Raw genomic sequence first — 18,571 nt, 5'->3', positions numbered from 1 at the left:
TGATGATTATAATTTTGTGTACTTAACCTTTTTAATGCGCCTGTTATCGGCCGCCACGATGGTAAATCTGCAACTTCCGTACTCTATTAACTCATGTTTGGCAGGTATTTCTCCTTTTAGTTCGAGAAGCAACCCTGCCAGACTTTCAGCTTCACCGCTTATTTTATCAAAAGTATCCTCTGGCAGCAGAGTCACTTTCAGGAAATCCTTGAGTAGTGTTTTGCCTTCGAAAAGATAATCACCATCGGGCAATATGGAGAAATTCACCTCCTCCTCATCCAGTTCGTCGCTGATATCACCCACTATCTCTTCCAGAATATCTTCAAGCGTAACAATACCAGAGGTTCCTCCATATTCATCAACCACCACAGCCATGTGGATTTTATGGGTTTTAAACTCCTGGAGCAAATCATTTATACGCTTTGTTTCAGGCACATAATAAGCCGGCCTAATCAAATCCTGCCACTTAAAGGTATTGTCCTTACCAAGATGTGGAAGTAAGTCTTTCACATACAATATACCCTTCACATCGTCGGGTCCATCTTCATACACCGGCATTCGCGAGTATCCTGAATCAACAATAACAGAAATTACTTTTGAGAGCTCGCTTTTAATGTCCACATCCACCACATCCACTCGGGCAGTCATTATTTTCTCCACATTGATGTTACCAAAAGTTACAATGCCTTTCAGTATCTCTTTTCCTTCGGTAAGCTCATCGTCAGTAAGGTCGAGTGCATGGGATATGTCGTCAAGTGATATCCCCTTCATTTTACGGGCCAGACGCCTGTTCACCACATTGGTAGATTTCACCATTATCATGCTCAGCGGTAAAAAAAACCGGGTAATAAACAGTAGTGGATACGCCATGAAAGCAGAAAACTTTCGCGATGCCTGTCCTGCGTATACTTTTGGCATTATCTCCCCGAAGAAAAGAATCATGGAAGTAATAATTATTACCTCAAAAATAAACTGCAGAACCCCGGGCTGACTAAACAATATCAATTCTCCCGCCACATAAGATGAGAGAATAACAATGCCCACATTAACAAAGTTGTTGGCGATTAAGATAGATGCAAGTAAAAGTTCGGGATTGGCAAGGTGCCTGAGTGCCATTCGACATGAACGGGAGTTGTTCTCCTTCATATCTGAAATATCAGAAGGCTTAAGTGAAAAGTAGGCCACTTCGGAACCTGATATGAGTGCTGAGCTCACCAACAAGAGCCCTATCGCAATAATGGCTGCAATCATACCGGTGGTGAGTGCATTAAACTGAACCACCGGTAGGGCTGCTATAAGTATTTGAATAACCGAATCTGTTTCCAAGTTCGTAGATGATGATTTTAGTTTACATTAAAATGGCAAATCGTCCTCCGGACCATTATCGCCACTTAAAAAAGGAGATTCATTGCCGCTATTCTGCACCGGTTGTTTTGGTGGCACTGGAGCTGCTGCGGCCTGAGTCATGGGTGCGGATTCGCCATCGCCCAGGGGGCGTCGTCCGAGCAGGTTGAGTGAGTCGGCAACAATTTCAGTCACATATCTTTTCACACCATTGGTATCATCGTATGTACGGGTGCGTAGTTTACCTTCCACATATAGCTGGGTACCTTTTTTCACATAGCTTTCTACAACTTTAGCAAGACCGCGCCATGCAACCACGTTGTGCCATTCGGTTCTTTCGGGCACATCCTGCCCGTCGCGTGTTTTAAATCCGCGTTCGGTGGTAGCAAGCGTGAAATTTGCCACAGCCTGATCGTTGTCAAAATAGCGTATCTCAGGGTCTTTACCTACATTTCCAATAAGAATTACTTTATTTACCATAATATTGACATTTAAGGGTTAAGAGATAAAAAGAGAGCTAAAATTACAAAACTTTCGGCGGCAAATCAAAATATTGCGCCAATAGCTTTTCTATTAGTTTTGGCAGTGGATAATCTGTCAGGTTCTCTCTGCCAGTATAAACCACTATTTTATCCTTAAATGTGACAAGGTTAAACTTCTCAGGCATTTTCACCTTGTGCAACGAAGCAAAAATGTTTTGATGCGTAAGCAAGTGGCGCATCTCCACAACATGCGACACAGCTAAAGGCGCCATATTCAAAGATTCAGAAAGCTGCCTGACGATTTGATTCTCTGAGAGTCTCTTGTCAGACTCAATAAGCAAAAGTTCCCACAGCCCTTGCCAGATGTCTCCTTTCTCGCGGCGGGTAATAGCCAACTGTTTATCACTTTCGTGAACAAAATAGTAGAAATAGCGATCTCTCTTAGTTGTCTTTCTGGATTTTACAGGGAAACTAAATGGATTTCCCAACCGATAGCTATTACACATTGTGCGTAACGGGCAGATGGCACAATCAGGGTTGGCCGGTGTACATACCAAAGCTCCCAGTTCCATCATGGCCTGGTTAAAGTCTCCCGGGTTTGTGCTATCCAGCAATTCATTAGCCAAATTTGTAAAAAAACGCTTTCCTTCGCCAGTATCAATGGGTAACTCCACAGAAAAACAGCGCGCCAGAAGTCGGAAAACATTACCATCCACAACGGCATGAGGTTCACCAAAAGCAATTGAAGCAATGGCAGCGGCAGTGTAAGGGCCAATTCCTGACAGATTGATGAGCTCAGCATAGGTATCGGGCATCACACCATTGTACCGCTCAACAATTTGATGAGCCGCTGCATGCAAATTCCGGGCACGTGAATAGTACCCCAGTCCCTGCCATGCGAGTAAAACATCCTGTTGCGAAGCATTGGCAAGAGAAACCACATCCGGAAACAAACTGATAAAACGATTGTAATAATCCAATCCTTGTTTAACCTGGGTCTGTTGTAGTATTATTTCAGATATCCACACATGATAGGGGCTGGCATTTTGTCGCCATGGCAAATCACGCTTATTTATATTGTACCAACTTATAATAGAGGTAGCGAAACCGGTCATTTTTAAAAATTTATCCAAAAATAGTTCTTTTAGTTTTTTTTTGAATGCAAAAGGGTTTATATTTGCAATCTGATTTTTGAAAACGAGTCTCTAATTAACTGATAATTAAATAATTTTACAAGCAATGACAAAGGCTGATATTGTAAACGAAATTTCGAAAAATACAGGAATTGAGAAGGTTACAGTACAGAAGACTGTTGAAGCCTTCATGGAAACCATCAAAGGTAACCTGGTAAGAGGTAAGAACGTTTACCTGAGAGGATTCGGTAGCTTCGTAACCAAGAAAAGAGCTGAGAAGACCGCACGCAACATCTCTAAAAACACAACCATTATCATTCCTGAACACTTCATTCCTTCCTTCAAGCCCTCTAAGAGCTTCGTGACCAAAGTGAAGAACAACGTGAAGTAATAGTTTAACTTTTAAAATCAAGCACTATGCCAAGTGGTAAAAAAAGAAAAAGGCATAAGATGGCCACTCACAAGAGGAAAAAAAGACTGAGAAAAAACAGACATAAGAAGAAGAAGTAGTCTGTTCTGAAGAAATCAAAGAACAAACAGAAATAGTGTCTGTTTGTTCTTTTGTTTTGACATTAAACGTTCTTTGAAATTTGATAACAATCAATATTTACTATAAGTGAGTGCAGAATTATTTATTGATGTTACTCCCAAAGAACTTACCATTGCATTGCTCGAAAACCGCAGGTTGGTAGAGCTAAGAAAAGAGCAAAGTAACGTTCAGTTTGCAGTTGGCGACATCTATCTGGGAAAGGTTAAGAAAATCATGCCCGGTCTGAACGCCGCATTTGTTGACGTAGGATACGAAAAAGACGCATTTTTGCATTATCTCGATCTTGGACCCCAGTTTCGCAGCCTACAGAAATATGTCAACACAGCATCTGCAAAAAAAGGAGTAATTGCTTTGCACAAGTTGAAACCGGAAAACGACATTAACAAAAACGGGACAATCTCCGAAGTGCTTTCCTCTGGTCAGGAAGTTTTGGTTCAGGTTGCAAAAGAGCCCATTTCTACAAAAGGGCCACGGCTTACTTCCGAAATCTCCATTGCCGGCAGAAACCTCATCCTGATTCCTTTCTCCGACAGGGTTTCTGTGAGCCAAAAAATTGAAAAACCAGAAGAAAGAAGCCGATTAAAACGACTACTGCTAAGTATTAAACCCAAAAACTACGGCGTAATTGTACGAACCGTAGCAGAAGGTAAACGCGTAGCAGAGCTCGATAAGGAACTTCGCACATTGGTAAAACGCTGGGAGGAATCTGCTCTCAAGCTTAAAGACACCAAGGCTCCGGGCCTCGTTGTTGGTGAAATTGGCAGAACAACAGCTTTCCTTAGAGACCTGTTTAACCCTACCTTTCATGCCATCTATGTCAATGACGATGATGCCTATCGGGAAATGAGGGATTACGTGGAACTAATCGCCCCCGGTCGCGAAAAAATTGTAAAATTACACAGTGGCAACGTCCCGTTGTTTGACCAGTTTGGAATTGAAAAACAGATTAAGGCCTCTTTTGGCAAAACGGTTTCGTTTAAAAGTGGTGCTTACCTTATCATTGAGCACACCGAAGCACTTCACGTGATTGACGTGAATAGCGGAAACCGCTCCAAATCAGCTGCCAACCAGGAAAGTAACGCACTAGAGGTAAACATTGCCGCAGCAGATGAAATAGCCCGTCAGCTTCGTATGCGCGATATGGGTGGCATCATTGTGGTGGACTTCATCGACATGCAAGATCCGGATCACAGGCAAAAAGTGTTTGAGAAAATGAAGGAAGCCATGGCTACCGACCGAACCAAACACAACATATTGCCGCTTAGCAAGTTCGGATTGATGCAAATTACGCGTCAACGGGTACGCCCCGAAATGCATATCGAAACAGCTGAAAAATGTCCCTCGTGTCTCGGCACAGGCGTTATTGGTCCCTCTATTCTGTTTAATGATAAAATAGAACACAACATCCGGTTAGCTGTGCAACAGCTCAAGTTAAAGAAATTGACCCTGTGGGTACATCCATTCCTTTATGCTTACCTCAAAAAGGGATTTCCCTCAACCATACTTAAATGGAGATGGAAATATGGCTTTGGAATCAGAGTTGTACCCTCCGACTCTCTCGCATTTTTGGAGTTCAAGATCATTGACCATAAAAACAAAAAGGTTGATCTCGTTTGAGATCAACCTTTTTTTATGCCCAATTGAATCATATCTGAGCCTTTGACTCACAGATGTTTATTATCCAACTGATAATTTACCTTCACTCCTCTCCTGCACAATTAACAACCTAATCATGCGCATTCTACTCTTTTTTCTTATTTTTGGATAAATGCCAATGTTCTTAAGGTGTTTATTATCGTTAGAATAACCAGAGGCATCAAAAAATAACACTCAGGCATAAATGAAAAAGGAAGCCTGGCTTTCTTCGCTGAGGCAGTAAACCAAAATCAACAGGATTCGCGTATGGTGTTTTTAAATGTACATGGAATCAATGGACTGACATTTCCTCTGGAAAACCCAGTTCTAATATTTTCAGTTATCCTGTTCATTATTCTGTTTGCACCTATCATTCTCAACATCTTCAAAGTACCGCATCTGATAGGCCTCATTATAGCCGGTGCATTACTTGGCCCCAACGGACTGAATTTACTCATGCGCGACAGCAGCGTAGAGCTGTTTGGCACGGTAGGATTGTTATACATTATGTTTCTTGCCGGCTTAGAGATAGACATGGCCGACTTTAAAAAGAACAGCAAAAAAAGCATCATTTTCGGCATGTACACCTTTCTCATTCCCATGGGACTAGGTATATTGGCAGGCCTTTACGTCATGGGCTTTTCTCTTCTCACCTCGGTGCTTTTAGCAAGTATGTTTGCATCACACACCCTGGTAGCCTATCCGGTCATCAGCCAATACGGCATAAGCAGAAATAGAGCGGTAGGCATCACCCTGGGCGGCACCATGATTACCGATACACTGGCGTTGATAGTGCTGGCGGTAGTGGTAGGGATGACCAGAGGCGAAATAGGGCCTGGCTTTTGGATAAAACTAAGTATCTCACTGTCGCTATTTATTGCGGCAGTAGCCTTTCTGGTACCACTCCTCGGACGATGGTTTTTTAAGCGCATAAATGATAAGGTTTCGCAGTACATTTTTGTACTTGCCATAGTATTTATCTCAGCATTTTTAGCCGAAGTAGCAGGTGTTGAAGCCATTATAGGTGCATTTATGGCAGGTCTGGCGCTGAACAGACTCGTACCCAACACGTCGCCATTGATGAACCGTGTAGAGTTTGTTGGCAATGCACTCTTTATTCCATTCTTCCTGATAGGCGTAGGCATGCTCATCGATTTTCAGATACTCTTCACAAATCTGGAAGCCATATTGGTAGCTATTGTTATGACTGTAACAGCTACATTTTCAAAGTTTGCAGCCGCCTGGCTCACGCAAAAAACCTTCCGTTTTACAACCGACGAACGCCGCATCATATTCGGATTGAGCAATGCTCAGGCTGCAGCCACTTTGGCCGCGGTATTGGTTGGCTACAACGTGATTATTGGGGAGACAGAGACTGGAGCGCCAATCCGACTCTTGAACGAGAACATCCTGAATGGCACCATCCTCATGATTCTGATAACCTGCACCATCGCCTCGTTTGTAGCACAAAAAGGCGCACAAAACATTGCAAGAGGAACCGCCTCCAGCAGTGATTCAGAAAAAAATAAAGGTTTAAATCAGGAGCGTATTCTGATCACCATCAGTCACCCCGACACCATCGAAGAGCTGGTAAACCTTGCCATCACCTCCAAAGCAAAAAGTAACGCGGCCTTTTACGGGTTAAATGTGATTGCACAAGAAGGTTTTGACCCCGCCGAGGAACGCAACGCAAAAAAAGCACTGCAAAGAGCAGCCACGGTGGCTGCCGCAACAGATACCCATCTGAATGAGCTGCTCCGTTACGATTTAAACGTGGTAAATGGAATTACCAATGTGGTGAGAGAGCAGAAAATTACAGACATTTTTATGGGGCTGCACCATAAAAGTAAATTGGCCGGCTCACTTTTAGGCAGCATTGCCGAAGGTCTGCTTTCAAAATGTCACGCTACAATATACATCTACCGCGTTTTTCAACCATTGGCTACCAATAAACGCTTCTTAATTATTGTGCCACCCGACGGCGAAAAAGAGCCCGGATTTGCGTTTTGGCTCACCAGAATATGGAAACTGGCTGAAAATACGGGTGTAAAATTGGTGTTTTTTGGCACGGAGAACACCCTAAAAGTGATTGACAAACTGCACAAAAAGCACCCCGTACCGGTTGACTTCAGGCGGTTCGACGACTATGAAGATATTCTGATTCTGCTCTCGGAGACTGGACCCGACGATGGACTAATCGTGGTTATGAGTCGTAAAAATGCCGTCTCATATCACAGCACCATGTCGCGCATACCAAAATATCTCAAAAAGTATGTGAAGAAGAATAACTTCATTATCATTTATCCGCGTCAGTATGGATTCAAAGAGGCAGTACTAAATGATTTTGGCAACCCGTCTCACCTGGATTTTTTAAGCGAAAACATTGAACGTTTCGACAGTTTGGTAGACAGCATTTCCAGATTGTTGAGGAAATAAATTGAGCTGGCTAATAATTTGCTAATATTATTTTCATCGAAAAGTTGGGCGCATCAATAAAAAACCTTGATTAACAAACTTGCCTAGAATGAAATATGAACACCAAATAGGTACGAGTACAAGCGAAGTATTTTCAAAACTAGAATTACTTAAAACTCAACAAAAAGAAAAAGGCTTTTTGGGTGCATCAGATGCTGTTGATTATAGAAAAATAAAAACTTCAATAGATAAATTTAGTCTTGACCAATTTCCCTCATTAATTAATCCTTTTCGTGGAATAGGGACTATAACATTTGAATTTAAAGCATCTGAAAGTAATTCAAAAATTATAATAGACATCGAAACTTACATTAAATACGGGTTAGTATTCATTTTTTCTATTTTCCTTTTTCTAACGTTACCTTTATTAATAGTTGAATACTTCAATTCATATAATGGAATTTTAAAGATTGGAATTTTGTGGATAGTGTGTTGGTCTGTTTTATTTGGATTTATATACCTAAGCTACCTATGGAATCATAAACAACTTGTTCATATATCAATGCGAATTTTAGAAGATTTAGGAGTAAAAATAAAAAACGACAGTAATGAATGTCATACATAAAACACTGACAGTTCATTGTTAATCAAAACATTTGACACGTATCAGTATTTGTAACGATAGCGATAAATATCGTATGAAAACTACTATTAATAAACTTCAAGCTAATTTTGAACGAAGTAATGGTAACAGCAGAATAAAATGACAACGGATTTTTTGTTGAATTACCAAAATGACAAAAACCTCCGCACAAAACCATACATTTGCATTCATCGACCCAGAGGTTAATGATTCAAATAGCTAAGAAGCTGTTTTCCTGCGAATCACTCCACCTCATTTTTGCGTCATATATCTGATGGTATTAACATCTGGCTCGCAATAGAACGACTAAACCTATTCTGAGATGTGTTTGGGTTTTACATCCATCTCAACCAGAATCGCTTCTGCAATTTCCACACAATTTTTGCACGACACACCTTTACCTTTACGAATCTCGTGGCATAATGGAGAACCTGCCCTTTCAACAAATTTTTTGTATACCAATTCACGATGCCAGGAAGAATCCTTCAAAATCTCCAGAGCACCGTGTAATGCGCCACAATTGCCAAGATTGGCTCTTCCACCTCCACATTTGCGCATACGCTCCACGGCATCCGCATCGCCACCAAAATAGTGTACTATTGCCTGAGCACAATTGAACTTAAAATCCGGGTGATGATAGAAATATGCTGCCCCCCTATCCTCATTTTTCTCCTCTTGCATCATTTTTATAAAAATATTTCACACCATCTGTCAAAACGCTTAACCTGTTCGATGCCATGGCGAGCCAATTCCCTTCGCACCTGTGACAGAGATTTCTCACGCTCCATATCTGCACCTTTCGAAAAAAACTTATCTGCAAAACATACAATTTGTTCTTCGATAGAAACAGGCACCATATCTCTGGCAGGTAAAGGCAACTCCTGTTGCTTTATCTCATGCAGAGACAAACCCGCACCTGTATGTCGCTCGGCAAACAACGACAAATGTTCCAAACCATTCTCTTCAAGAACTTTTCTTCCAAGAATTCCATGACAAATATATGGCGCATCCCCAAAGCAATCAATCCCTGGAGCGTTTGTAAAAACAATTCCTATATCATGCACCATTGCCCCATCATTAAGCAAATGAACGTTCGCGCTAAGTTCCGGATGGTTTTGCGGAATAAGCAACGATTTATCCCTCACCAAGTTGCTATGGCAAAGCAAAATGGAACGAACCTTACGATGCTTCGGGTAATATTTATCGATAAGTATCTCAATCATACGGTACAAAATTATAAAAATCAGTTAATACATTTAGAACTACAAACTCCATCTAAGTATAAGTAATGTTATTAAATCCTAATCTAACCACTAATGGGCAAAAGCAAAAAGTAAACTGACGAACGGTTCAAACCTATAGAAAATATAGCATCAGGAAAACACTCAACCAAATGGTGTTAGGCCTTTAAAAAGTAAAAAAACTTAATTAAAGATGTTTTTGTCTTTTATTATTTGCATATAACCACCCCGACCGATATATTTGCACTATTAAAGATATTTTTATCCACTTTAAACAAGTTATTATGGCAATCGACAAAAACATAACGGTAGGTGCATTGGTAGCACAGAACTACAAAACAGCGGACATTTTTAGCCAGTTTGGGGTTGATTTCTGCTGCGGAGGAAACATTACATTGGAAAACGCTGCATCAAAATATGGTGTTGAGTTGGCGCAATTACTGGCAAACCTCGAAAAAGCTGTACAGGGCAAAGATCCGGAATCTGACCTGATAAACCGGTTGCCACTTTCAAGTTTGATAGAGCATATCATTGAAGTGCATCACACATTTGTGCGAGAGAACATCCAAGCCATACCACAATATCTTGAAAAGCTGGCCGAAGTGCATGGTGCAAACCACCCCGAACTGGTTGAAGTTAACACCTTGTTTAATGGGGCTGTAGCAGCACTCTCCAGTCACCTGAAAGATGAGGAGGAGATACTCTTCCCTTATGTAAAGCGTCTTGAAGAGGCAGAACGCACAAACAAAAAAACAACCAAACTGGCGCCAAAAAGCATTGAGGATGTTATCGACACCATGAACGATGAACACGATGGTGAAGGAGAGCGTTTCCGCAACATTGCAAAACTCACCAACAATTACACCGTTCCGGCCGATGGTTGTAACACATACCGTGTAGGACTGGAAAAATTAAAAGCCTTTGAAGCCGACCTCCACCGCCATATTCATCTGGAAAACAACATCCTTTTTCCAAAAGCCCTCGAATTGGAGAAAAAAGTAGTAAATTAGTCGGCAAAAATATAAGTATGCTATCTAAGGCCTCTGAATATGCCATCCGATCACTCGTTTACATCGCTGTAAAAAACCGGGACGGACTGCGTCCCGGTTATCGCGAAATTGCCCGGGAAATTGAAGCACCCGAACAGTTTACAGCCAAAATTTTACAAACACTAGTACGCCAAAAACTGCTCATGTCAGTAAGAGGTCGCGGTGGAGGCTTCTTCTTCGACCCACAAAGCAAACCACTGCCATTAATTGAAATCATCAATGCCATTGAGGGCTATAAACTTTTTACACGTTGTGGCATAGGCCTGAGCAAATGCTCTGATGAAAATCCATGCCCAATACACAACCAGTACGCTATTATAAGAAACCAATATCAGGATCTCGCCACAAAAACTACAATAAACACCCTTGCAAAAAAAATAATTGATGGAGATGCGGTGTTGAACCGTCTCATCTGAATAAATTAGCATTTTTTGCCTACATTTGCTTTGATATTGATAAAACAAGTATCCTAATCCTGTTTTTATGTCATTTTTAGAAGCAAGAAATGTAGTAAAGGATTATTCGGGTTATCTGGCACTCGACCATGTGAATGTGGCCGTACCGCACAACACCATTTTTGGTTTGTTAGGCCCCAACGGTGCTGGCAAAACCACACTCATCCGAATCATCAACCAAATTACCGGGCCTGACAAGGGCGAAATTCTCTTCGACGGACGACCGCTCAAAAGCAGCGATATCAGTCGCATTGGCTATCTTCCCGAAGAACGCGGTTTGTACAAAAAAATGAAAGTTGGCGAACAGGCTCTTTACCTGGCACAACTTAAAGGAATGTCGCGTGCAGACGCCCTGAAGCGTTTGAAATTCTGGTTTGAAAAATACGAAATACAGCCGTGGTGGGACAAAAAAGTTGAAGAGCTATCCAAAGGTATGGCACAAAAAATTCAATTTATCATCACCATACTGCACAAACCATCGTTACTCATTTTTGACGAACCATTCAGCGGCTTTGACCCTATCAACGCCAATCTATTAAAGGAAGAGATTCTAAACCTGAAGAGAGAGGGTGCAACCATCATCTTTTCGACGCACAACATGAGTTCGGTAGAAGAGCTTTGCGACCACATCACCCTGATAAATCGCGGCAAAGCAATACTTACCGGTGAAGTATCCGATGTGCGTTACCAGTACAAAGAAAATCTTGTTCAACTGGACATCTCTGGCAATTTAGAACAGGCCTACACGCTCATTAATGAGAAAGCAGAAATTGTGAGTACAAAGTCGGTCAACGGAAACCAATCTTTACAGATAAGAATGCCGCGCGAAATGGATGTAAACCACCTTCTGAAACTGGTTATTAACCATTGCGACATCCACGGCTGCCAGGAGATACTGCCGGGCATGGACGATATTTTTATTAAGGTTGTGAACGAGAATAAAAAATGACTCAAACCCTGACGAATCATGAGTAAAATACCATTAATACTCCAACGCGAATATCTCACACGAGTTAAAAAGAAGAGTTTCATCATCATGACCATTTTGGGGCCGATACTCTTCGCTGCCATGTTCGCAATACCGGCATTGATGCACCTGTTGGAAGACACAAAAGAGAAGCACATTGCAATAATCGACCATTCAGGCCTTTACGAGGGGCGCATACAAAACAGCGACCTTCTAATTTTCAGCTACTTGCCCGCATCCGAAGAGAACAAACTACGCAACGAATTCGGATCTACTGGATATTACGCATTTCTTTCGATTGATGACGATTTGCTGAAGCGTCCTGACGCCATCCGCCTGTTTTCTGATGGCCAAATAACCATTGATGTAAGAGACCACATTTCAAGGAGCCTGCGAGACTTTCTAAGGGAAGAGAAGCTCAAATCCTTTGAGTTGGAAGGGTTGGACCACATCATGGGCGAAATAAACAATGTGCGGGTTAACATTACCACACTAAAATTAGGTCAGGATGGAACTGAGAAGGAAAGCTCAACCGAAATAGCCATGATAGTGAGTATGCTCTTTGCCTTCATGTCCTATATTTTCATCTTCATTTATGGCACGCAGGTTTTACGAGGCGTGATGGAGGAGAAAACAAGCCGCATAGTGGAGGTTATTATTTCATCGGTTAAACCATTTGAGTTGATGATGGGAAAAATCATTGGCATTGCACTGGTAGCGCTTACCCAAGTGGTTCTATGGATTGTTTTCACCTTTTTAATCCTCACAGTATTAAAAACTGTGGTTTTCACCGATGCGCCTATGCCAACAAGACTTGATGGCATCGAAGCCATTGCCGGTTCGCAAGACACAACCGCCCAGATGGAAGAGCTTGCAGCGTCAACCGGGTTTAATTACGGCCGCATCATGGAAATGATTAACACCATGAATCCGGTCACCACCCTCATTCTCTTCGTCTTTTACTTTATTGGTGGATATCTGCTCTATGCATCGCTTTTTGCAGCTATTGGCTCAGCCATTGACAACGAAACAGACTCCCAACAGTTTATGTTTCCGGTCACAATACCCATCATTATTGCATTGTATGTTGCCATGGCCGCTTTCCGCAATCCGCACAGTGAACTGGTATTTTGGTTCTCCATGATACCATTCACATCTCCAATTGTAATGATGGCCAGAATTCCGTTTGACGTGCCTATGTGGCAGGTTGCGCTATCCATGGCGCTGCTGGTAGCAGGCTTTTTATTCACCACATGGTTTGCAGCCAGAATATACAGAACAGGCATACTTATGTACGGTAAAAAAGTGAATTACAAAGAATTATGGAAGTGGTTCAGGTATTCGACCAGGTAACATACGCGTAATGCCTGCATACTCCTTGTAATGCCATTAATTTTTATAACTTTGAAGTTACTATAAGCATCAGGGAAATGGAAAAAACCAGAGTTGCCATCATTGATTTAGGAACCAACACATTTAATCTGCTCATCACTGAGGTGGAGCATAACTCCTATCGCATCCTTGTTGAATCAAAATATCCGGCCAAACTTGGCGAAGGCGGAATTCACAAAGCCACGATAACACCGGAGGCAATGAAGCGTGGCGTTGAAGCGCTAACCTCACATCTCATTACCATATCGGAATATCAGGTGGAAAGCATATTCTGTTTTGCCACTTCCGCCATACGCAGTGCCACCAATGGCAACGATTTTGTGCGAAGAGTAAAACAGGAATTAGGACTTACCATACGGGTAATTCCGGGCGATGAAGAAGCTCAGACCATCTTTGACGGCGTAAAACAAGTGGTGCCCATGGGCAACGAATACTCGCTGGTGGTAGATATAGGTGGAGGAAGCGTTGAATTTATCATCGCCAACAAAAATGGCATTGCATGGAAAGACAGCTATAATCTGGGAGTTGCAAGACTATTGGAGCAGTTTACCCCCTCCGACCCCATTAAGCAGGATGAAATTGATACCATCGAGAAGCATCTTTCGTCTAAATTAGGCCCTTTGCTGGATGCAGTTGATAAATATGCCATACATAAAGTGGTAGGCTCTTCAGGCTCGTTCGACACACTGGCAGGCATTATAGCTAAGAGAGAATACCCTTTGCTTGACCTGTCAAAAGTCACAACATTCAAACTCAATCAGGAGCAGCTCGCAAACGTGCATCACCAACTCATCACCAACGATGCAGACTACCGGAGAACCATCCCGGGAATGGACAGGGAGCGTGTGAATAACATTGTTCCGGCAAGTATCATCGTTCAGTGGGTTTTAAATCACATCAAACCTGAAGAGGTTTGGCAATGCTCTTTTGCTTTGAAAGAGGGCGCCATTATGCAAATCATTAACAGCGAGTTGTAGCAAACAACTTCACACAAACACATCAGACGTTTAGGATATGTCAAAAATACTGGTAATTGACGATCAACGGAGCATCCGGAAAACACTCAAGGAGATTTTGGAGTATGAAGGGAATGAAGTAGTGCTGGCCGAAAATGGTCCGGAGGGTCTTCAATTCATCGATGAGGATAAATTTGACATCATTCTTTGCGACATCAAAATGCCGGAGATGGATGGCATTGAAGTGCTACAGAAAATCGTGGAAAAAGGACTGGATATACCCGTTATCATGATTTCGGGACACGGCAACATTGACACGGCGGTTGACGCCATTAAGAAAGGCGCTTACGATTTTATTGAGAAGCCACTTGATTTGAACCGGTTGCTGGTGACCATCCGAAACGCCATTGAGAAAAAAGATTTGGTGACGGAGACAAAAGTGCTGCGTAAAAAAATCAGCAAATCGCTTGACATGATTGGTCAGTCTCCGGCCATTATGGCTGTTAAGGAGATGATTGATAAGGTGGCTCCTACCGATGCACGCGTAATGATTACAGGAAGCAACGGCACAGGGAAAGAACTTGTGGCACGATGGCTGCATGATAAAAGCAACCGAGCTGACCAACCTTTTGTGGAAGTAAACTGCGCTGCTATCCCATCCGAATTAATTGAAAGTGAGCTGTTTGGTCACGAAAAAGGGGCTTTTACATCGGCAATAAAACAACGAAAAGGAAAGTTTGAACAAGCCCATGGAGGCACCATCTTTCTGGATGAGATAGGTGATATGAGCCTTACAGCACAGGCTAAAGTATTAAGAGCACTTCAGGAAAATGTAATTTCGAGAGTTGGCAGCGACAGGGACATCAAAGTAGACGTGCGCGTGCTGGCAGCCACAAACAAAAACCTTCAGGAAGAGATTAAAAAGGGTCTTTTCAGAGAAGATTTATATCACCGCTTAAGCGTTATTTTGATTCATGTTCCGGCATTAGACGAACGCAAAGAAGACATTCCTCTGCTCACCGAACACTTCAATAAGATAATTTGCGAAGAGCTTGCTGTTCCATTGCGCACTTTTGATGCATCAGCCATTGAAGCGCTTCAGTCCATCAAGTGGACAGGAAATATCCGAGAGTTCCGCAATGTGATTGAGCGACTGATAATATTGTGTAGCAACGAGATAACAGCCAAAGAGGTGAAAGCCTACGCTGCCCCGGTTTGGTAGATAACAGGTTTACAAATCAAGCACCGAAGTTCCTACAAAATAGATATCGTTCAAACCATTTCCGGCACCCAAGGCAACACGTTTGAAATAGGTGTAGTTGATTCTTCCTGCCGGAATGGGTTGTTCCAGTTTACGATTGCTGGCAAAAAACAGAAATCTTCCATCAGGACTTAATGAGGGATAATGATCGTTTTCGGCCGAATTGACACCACCTCCCAAATTTCGGGCTTCGCCCCAGCTTCCATCTTCATTTTTATATGAGATGTATAAGTCGCTGTTTCCAAAACCACCTGGTCGGTTCGATGCAAAAATGAGAAAACGTTCATCGGGAGAGATCAAAGGTGAGTAGTCGGCAAATTCACTATTTACCGGAGCCTGCATTTTCAGTGGTGCATCCCAACCCGAAACATTAGGCAATGCAGTATAAATATTGGTAGCCAGAAAATCGAAGGTCACGAGTGAGGTGCCATAATCTGCCTGAAAACACAAAATGCCGGAGTTACTTATTGTGGGATGACGCTCATGACGATTTAAATCCAGAACGATGGGCACGGGTTTCGACCAGTCGTCACCTAAACGATCCACATACCATAAATTCCAGACATCATCTCTGCCTCCAACTTCAACAGGCCGTGTAGACGAAAAATAGATACGTGTGCCACACGGACTAACATGGGGGTCGGCATCGCGGTAAATGCCTGAGAATTGAACGACTTCCGGATACCGCCACACGCCACCTGAGTAGCGGGTTACCAAAACAGCAGAAATATCGTTTCGATGAAACACCGTGAAATAAAACTCATGGAAATCGGGAGAAAACGAGCCATTCACCTCATCGAGACCAGTTGAAATTAACCCGGAAGCGAAAATACGTGCGGTAACAGGTGGCTCTTCGGGCAAGAGAAAACTGGCCGGATCGCTGTTATATCGCAACTGTGCATTCACCTCCAAGGATGAATAAAAGAACAAAAAGAAAGAAACTACGACAAGATTATTCCTCATGAACCCAATGTTAGCTAGCTATCTTATACCAATAAACAATAATCTTGTTACATTAACAACCTAAATAATTTTTCCACGTAGATTTAAAAGAGATTCGAAGTTAATAAACGCAGTGTATCGCACAGTAACAATCAAGAAATGAGGCACCGTCAAATAAAAAATGTTTTAAAACATCTGGTACATATATCATTTTTTCATACTTTCACGGGTATAAATTATCGTCGGTATATTAACCCGACGAAACTTCCAAGCCTTGCATAACGTGGCCTGGCAGTAATAAGTATTGATTGTGATGGCAATTTCATCACTTTGCCGAAAGTAAAAACATACTACGCAATATGAGTTCAAAGTTCAAATTCAAATACGACCTCCCAGAAACCGGAAAAGCAATCGGATATTTCGCATTTGGAAAAAAAGAACTGCATTTTGATGCGTTAAATGTATGCAACCCGTTGGCGGACATGCTAAAAGCAATGGTGAACCTGATACATGAACCATCACACCTGTGGGGAGAAGAGAACAGCGTTGCCATTGAATGGTACAGCGAAGATTGCATTTTTGTGCTTGAAATATCGTCTCCGGATGGAAAAAAAATACACTTTACATTTACAAAAAGCTCGGCTCCATTCGGTGCTGAGATACCCCCGGTGAAAATTGAAGGAAAATTGCCGCTTCAGGAGTTTTACTTACAAATAATCATCGAGTTGGATCTCTTTATTAAGCGGTTAGGCTTGCTAAATTATCACCAAAATTGGCAAAACGATGAGTTCCCGCTTACATTCTTCCTCATCCTGAAAAAATACCTCATCAACTGGAAAGTTTGGATACCATCTAAAGAAGAGGCAGATATTCTGGAAAGTGAGTTTATGATGATTCTCAGCTAATACGCCCAATATGGCACGGGACAAAAAACCCCACATCGGTTTTTTTGGCAAACGCAACAATGGCAAAAGCACCTTAATAAATTGTATTACAGGTCAGGATATTGCCATCGTTTCACCCATTGCCGGCACTACAACCGACCCTGTAAAAAAATCGATGGAGATACCCGGTGTGGGTCCGGCTGTGTTGGTTGATACGGCGGGTATTGATGACAGCGGAGACCTGGGGCTGAAAAGAACTGCCAAAAGCTTGCGCGTGCTTGAACAGATTGATTTGGCAATACTCATTGTAACATCCAACACTTTTGATTCGTGGGAGCACAATTTGATAGATAGATTTAAATCTCTGGAGCTGCCATTTATAGTAATTCATAACAAGAGAGATATAGAGGCTGCCACGCCCGCTACCCGCAAAAAATATATTGACTCAGGTGCAACGCTGTTCCTGGAATACGCTCAGGGAGAATCAAATACAGAAATTCTGAGTGCCATTCAAAAATCGATACCTGAAACGGCATATGTAAACCCCTCGCTATTGGGCGACATTATTGAGCAAGGTGATTTTGTGTTACTTATCACTCCCATTGATACAGAAGCACCCGAAGGCAGAATGATTCTTCCGCAGGTACAAGTCATTCGGGATGTACTGGATAACCATGCCATCAACATTGTTCTCAAAGAGAGCGAACTGGAGGCTTTCTTTCAGAAAACAACCATCCTGCCAAAATTAGCCATCACCGACAGCCAGCTTTTTGATAAGGTGAGCCGCATTGTGCCCACTAACATACTGCTCACCGGATTTAGTGTGTTGCTTGCCCGCCACAAAGGAAACTTTGAAGCCTACAAAGCAGGCACTCCAAAAATAGAGAGCTTGAAAGATGGTGACAAAGTGTTGATACTTGAATCATGCACGCATCACACAACTTGCGACGATATTGGCAGGGTAAAAATACCACGCTGGCTCACAAATTATACAGGTAAGAACATCAGCTTCCACATGGTTTCAGGACTGGATAACATAGAACATCCTATTACCGATTATGCACTTGTGATACAGTGTGGAGGATGCATGATTACACGACGGCAGTTAACCAACAGATTAAAACCTGCAATTGATGCAGGTGTACCCGTAACCAACTATGGCATGGCAATAGCCTGGATACATGGAATATACAAACGGGCGATGGAACCTTTTGAATAATTA

Annotated in this window: 18 protein-coding genes; 12 read left to right on the top strand and 6 right to left on the bottom strand. The window is 42.3% G+C overall.

The annotated features are described in order from the left end of the window. Positions 1 to 6 precede the first annotated feature (6 nt). Genes gldE through mutY form a run of 3 tightly spaced genes read right to left on the bottom strand, consistent with a single transcriptional unit; the run spans position 7 to position 2,959 of the window. Positions 7 to 1,326: a gliding motility-associated protein GldE gene (gldE, locus tag ALKIM_RS0110825; RefSeq protein ID WP_235714405.1), complete on the bottom strand. Its 1,320-nt coding sequence runs from the start codon at positions 1,324 to 1,326 to the stop codon at positions 7 to 9. A gap of 27 nt (positions 1,327 to 1,353) precedes the next feature. After that, on the bottom strand, positions 1,354 to 1,824 hold the full coding sequence (locus tag ALKIM_RS0110820; protein WP_084555865.1) for a single-stranded DNA-binding protein: 471 nt from the start codon (positions 1,822 to 1,824) through the stop codon (positions 1,354 to 1,356). Positions 1,825 to 1,867: 43 nt separating this feature from the next. Further along, entirely contained in the window at positions 1,868 to 2,959 is a 1,092-nt protein-coding gene (mutY, locus tag ALKIM_RS0110815) for an A/G-specific adenine glycosylase (protein ID WP_157363894.1), read from the bottom strand. A gap of 106 nt (positions 2,960 to 3,065) precedes the next feature. On the opposite strand from mutY, the gene ALKIM_RS0110810 reads away from it, so the two are divergent. The 4 genes from ALKIM_RS0110810 to ALKIM_RS0110795 all read left to right on the top strand — a co-directional run bounded on the left by ALKIM_RS0110810 (position 3,066) and on the right by ALKIM_RS0110795 (position 8,184). Beyond that, positions 3,066 to 3,350: an HU family DNA-binding protein gene (locus ALKIM_RS0110810; protein ID WP_026474664.1), complete on the top strand. Its 285-nt coding sequence runs from the start codon at positions 3,066 to 3,068 to the stop codon at positions 3,348 to 3,350. Between the two features lie 225 nt (positions 3,351 to 3,575). Next, positions 3,576 to 5,126, top strand: coding sequence for an Rne/Rng family ribonuclease (locus ALKIM_RS0110805; RefSeq protein ID WP_026474663.1), 1,551 nt, complete (start codon positions 3,576 to 3,578; stop codon positions 5,124 to 5,126). Positions 5,127 to 5,411: 285 nt separating this feature from the next. Next, positions 5,412 to 7,580 carry a cation:proton antiporter gene (locus tag ALKIM_RS0110800; RefSeq protein WP_044117892.1) on the top strand — a complete coding sequence of 723 codons (2,169 nt, stop codon included), beginning with the start codon at positions 5,412 to 5,414 and terminating at the stop codon, positions 7,578 to 7,580. An 88-nt stretch (positions 7,581 to 7,668) separates the two neighbouring features. Continuing rightward, positions 7,669 to 8,184, top strand: coding sequence for a hypothetical protein (locus ALKIM_RS0110795; protein WP_026474661.1), 516 nt, complete (start codon positions 7,669 to 7,671; stop codon positions 8,182 to 8,184). Between the two features lie 330 nt (positions 8,185 to 8,514). Here ALKIM_RS0110795 and ALKIM_RS18290 read toward each other — a convergent pair whose 3' ends face one another. Together ALKIM_RS18290 and ALKIM_RS0110785 are read right to left on the bottom strand one after the other, a co-directional pair. Next, the gene (locus ALKIM_RS18290) at positions 8,515 to 8,886 is read right to left on the bottom strand and encodes a hypothetical protein (RefSeq protein ID WP_052345523.1); all 372 of its coding nucleotides are present in this window, start codon (positions 8,884 to 8,886) and stop codon (positions 8,515 to 8,517) included. A 2-nt stretch (positions 8,887 to 8,888) separates the two neighbouring features. After that, complete coding sequence (locus tag ALKIM_RS0110785) at positions 8,889 to 9,425, bottom strand: phosphohydrolase (RefSeq protein WP_026474660.1); 537 nt, start codon at positions 9,423 to 9,425, stop codon at positions 8,889 to 8,891. 302 nt (positions 9,426 to 9,727) lie between these two features. Here ALKIM_RS0110785 and ric point away from each other — a divergent pair, with 302 nt between their 5' ends. The 6 genes from ric (at position 9,728) to ALKIM_RS0110755 (ending at position 15,484) form a co-directional block, all read left to right on the top strand. After that, the gene (gene ric, locus ALKIM_RS0110780) at positions 9,728 to 10,453 is read left to right on the top strand and encodes an iron-sulfur cluster repair di-iron protein (protein WP_026474659.1); all 726 of its coding nucleotides are present in this window, start codon (positions 9,728 to 9,730) and stop codon (positions 10,451 to 10,453) included. Positions 10,454 to 10,470: 17 nt separating this feature from the next. After that, positions 10,471 to 10,908 (top strand): RrF2 family transcriptional regulator, encoded by a 438-nt coding sequence (locus tag ALKIM_RS0110775; RefSeq protein ID WP_026474658.1) that lies wholly within the window; start codon positions 10,471 to 10,473, stop codon positions 10,906 to 10,908. 67 nt (positions 10,909 to 10,975) lie between these two features. Continuing rightward, a complete protein-coding gene (locus ALKIM_RS0110770; protein ID WP_026474657.1) occupies positions 10,976 to 11,896 on the top strand; it encodes an ABC transporter ATP-binding protein in 921 nt (306 codons plus the stop codon). 18 nt (positions 11,897 to 11,914) lie between these two features. Then, complete coding sequence (locus tag ALKIM_RS0110765) at positions 11,915 to 13,267, top strand: ABC transporter permease (protein WP_026474656.1); 1,353 nt, start codon at positions 11,915 to 11,917, stop codon at positions 13,265 to 13,267. Positions 13,268 to 13,344: 77 nt separating this feature from the next. After that, on the top strand, positions 13,345 to 14,283 hold the full coding sequence (locus ALKIM_RS0110760) for a Ppx/GppA phosphatase family protein (protein WP_026474655.1): 939 nt from the start codon (positions 13,345 to 13,347) through the stop codon (positions 14,281 to 14,283). A gap of 37 nt (positions 14,284 to 14,320) precedes the next feature. After that, positions 14,321 to 15,484 (top strand): sigma-54-dependent transcriptional regulator, encoded by a 1,164-nt coding sequence (locus tag ALKIM_RS0110755; protein WP_026474654.1) that lies wholly within the window; start codon positions 14,321 to 14,323, stop codon positions 15,482 to 15,484. A 9-nt stretch (positions 15,485 to 15,493) separates the two neighbouring features. On the opposite strand, the gene ALKIM_RS0110750 is transcribed toward ALKIM_RS0110755, so the two are convergent. Beyond that, positions 15,494 to 16,486, bottom strand: coding sequence for a TolB-like translocation protein (locus tag ALKIM_RS0110750; RefSeq protein ID WP_026474653.1), 993 nt, complete (start codon positions 16,484 to 16,486; stop codon positions 15,494 to 15,496). A 338-nt stretch (positions 16,487 to 16,824) separates the two neighbouring features. On the opposite strand from ALKIM_RS0110750, the gene ALKIM_RS19325 reads away from it, so the two are divergent. Beyond that, a complete protein-coding gene (locus ALKIM_RS19325) occupies positions 16,825 to 17,370 on the top strand; it encodes a hypothetical protein (protein ID WP_026474652.1) in 546 nt (181 codons plus the stop codon). Between the two features lie 10 nt (positions 17,371 to 17,380). Next, complete coding sequence (gene hydF, locus ALKIM_RS0110740) at positions 17,381 to 18,568, top strand: [FeFe] hydrogenase H-cluster maturation GTPase HydF (RefSeq protein WP_026474651.1); 1,188 nt, start codon at positions 17,381 to 17,383, stop codon at positions 18,566 to 18,568. Positions 18,569 to 18,571: the final 3 nt, after the last annotated feature.

The sequence above is a fragment of the Alkaliflexus imshenetskii DSM 15055 genome (assembly GCF_000517065.1).
GTDB classification, from domain to species: domain Bacteria; phylum Bacteroidota; class Bacteroidia; order Bacteroidales; family Marinilabiliaceae; genus Alkaliflexus; species Alkaliflexus imshenetskii.
Note: the sequence above shows the minus strand (reverse complement) of the source record. Positions and strands in the feature narration are given on the sequence as shown.

What these genes read in the sequence shown, in the direction of transcription:
- ALKIM_RS19325 (WP_026474652.1), top strand. Translation starts at nt 16,825, where the DNA reads ATGAGTTCAAAGTTCAAATTCAAATACGACCTCCCAGAAACCGGAAAA.
- ALKIM_RS0110760 (WP_026474655.1), top strand. Translation starts at nt 13,345, where the DNA reads ATGGAAAAAACCAGAGTTGCCATCATTGATTTAGGAACCAACACATTT.
- ALKIM_RS0110765 (WP_026474656.1), top strand. Translation starts at nt 11,915, where the DNA reads ATGAGTAAAATACCATTAATACTCCAACGCGAATATCTCACACGAGTT.
- hydF (WP_026474651.1), top strand. Translation starts at nt 17,381, where the DNA reads ATGGCACGGGACAAAAAACCCCACATCGGTTTTTTTGGCAAACGCAAC.
- ALKIM_RS0110820 (WP_084555865.1), bottom strand. Translation starts at nt 1,824, where the DNA reads ATGGTAAATAAAGTAATTCTTATTGGAAATGTAGGTAAAGACCCTGAG.
- ric (WP_026474659.1), top strand. Translation starts at nt 9,728, where the DNA reads ATGGCAATCGACAAAAACATAACGGTAGGTGCATTGGTAGCACAGAAC.
- ALKIM_RS0110750 (WP_026474653.1), bottom strand. Translation starts at nt 16,486, where the DNA reads ATGAGGAATAATCTTGTCGTAGTTTCTTTCTTTTTGTTCTTTTATTCA.
- ALKIM_RS0110755 (WP_026474654.1), top strand. Translation starts at nt 14,321, where the DNA reads ATGTCAAAAATACTGGTAATTGACGATCAACGGAGCATCCGGAAAACA.
- ALKIM_RS18290 (WP_052345523.1), bottom strand. Translation starts at nt 8,886, where the DNA reads ATGATGCAAGAGGAGAAAAATGAGGATAGGGGGGCAGCATATTTCTAT.
- ALKIM_RS0110800 (WP_044117892.1), top strand. Translation starts at nt 5,412, where the DNA reads ATGGTGTTTTTAAATGTACATGGAATCAATGGACTGACATTTCCTCTG.
- ALKIM_RS0110785 (WP_026474660.1), bottom strand. Translation starts at nt 9,425, where the DNA reads ATGATTGAGATACTTATCGATAAATATTACCCGAAGCATCGTAAGGTT.
- ALKIM_RS0110770 (WP_026474657.1), top strand. Translation starts at nt 10,976, where the DNA reads ATGTCATTTTTAGAAGCAAGAAATGTAGTAAAGGATTATTCGGGTTAT.
- ALKIM_RS0110795 (WP_026474661.1), top strand. Translation starts at nt 7,669, where the DNA reads ATGAAATATGAACACCAAATAGGTACGAGTACAAGCGAAGTATTTTCA.
- ALKIM_RS0110775 (WP_026474658.1), top strand. Translation starts at nt 10,471, where the DNA reads ATGCTATCTAAGGCCTCTGAATATGCCATCCGATCACTCGTTTACATC.
- ALKIM_RS0110810 (WP_026474664.1), top strand. Translation starts at nt 3,066, where the DNA reads ATGACAAAGGCTGATATTGTAAACGAAATTTCGAAAAATACAGGAATT.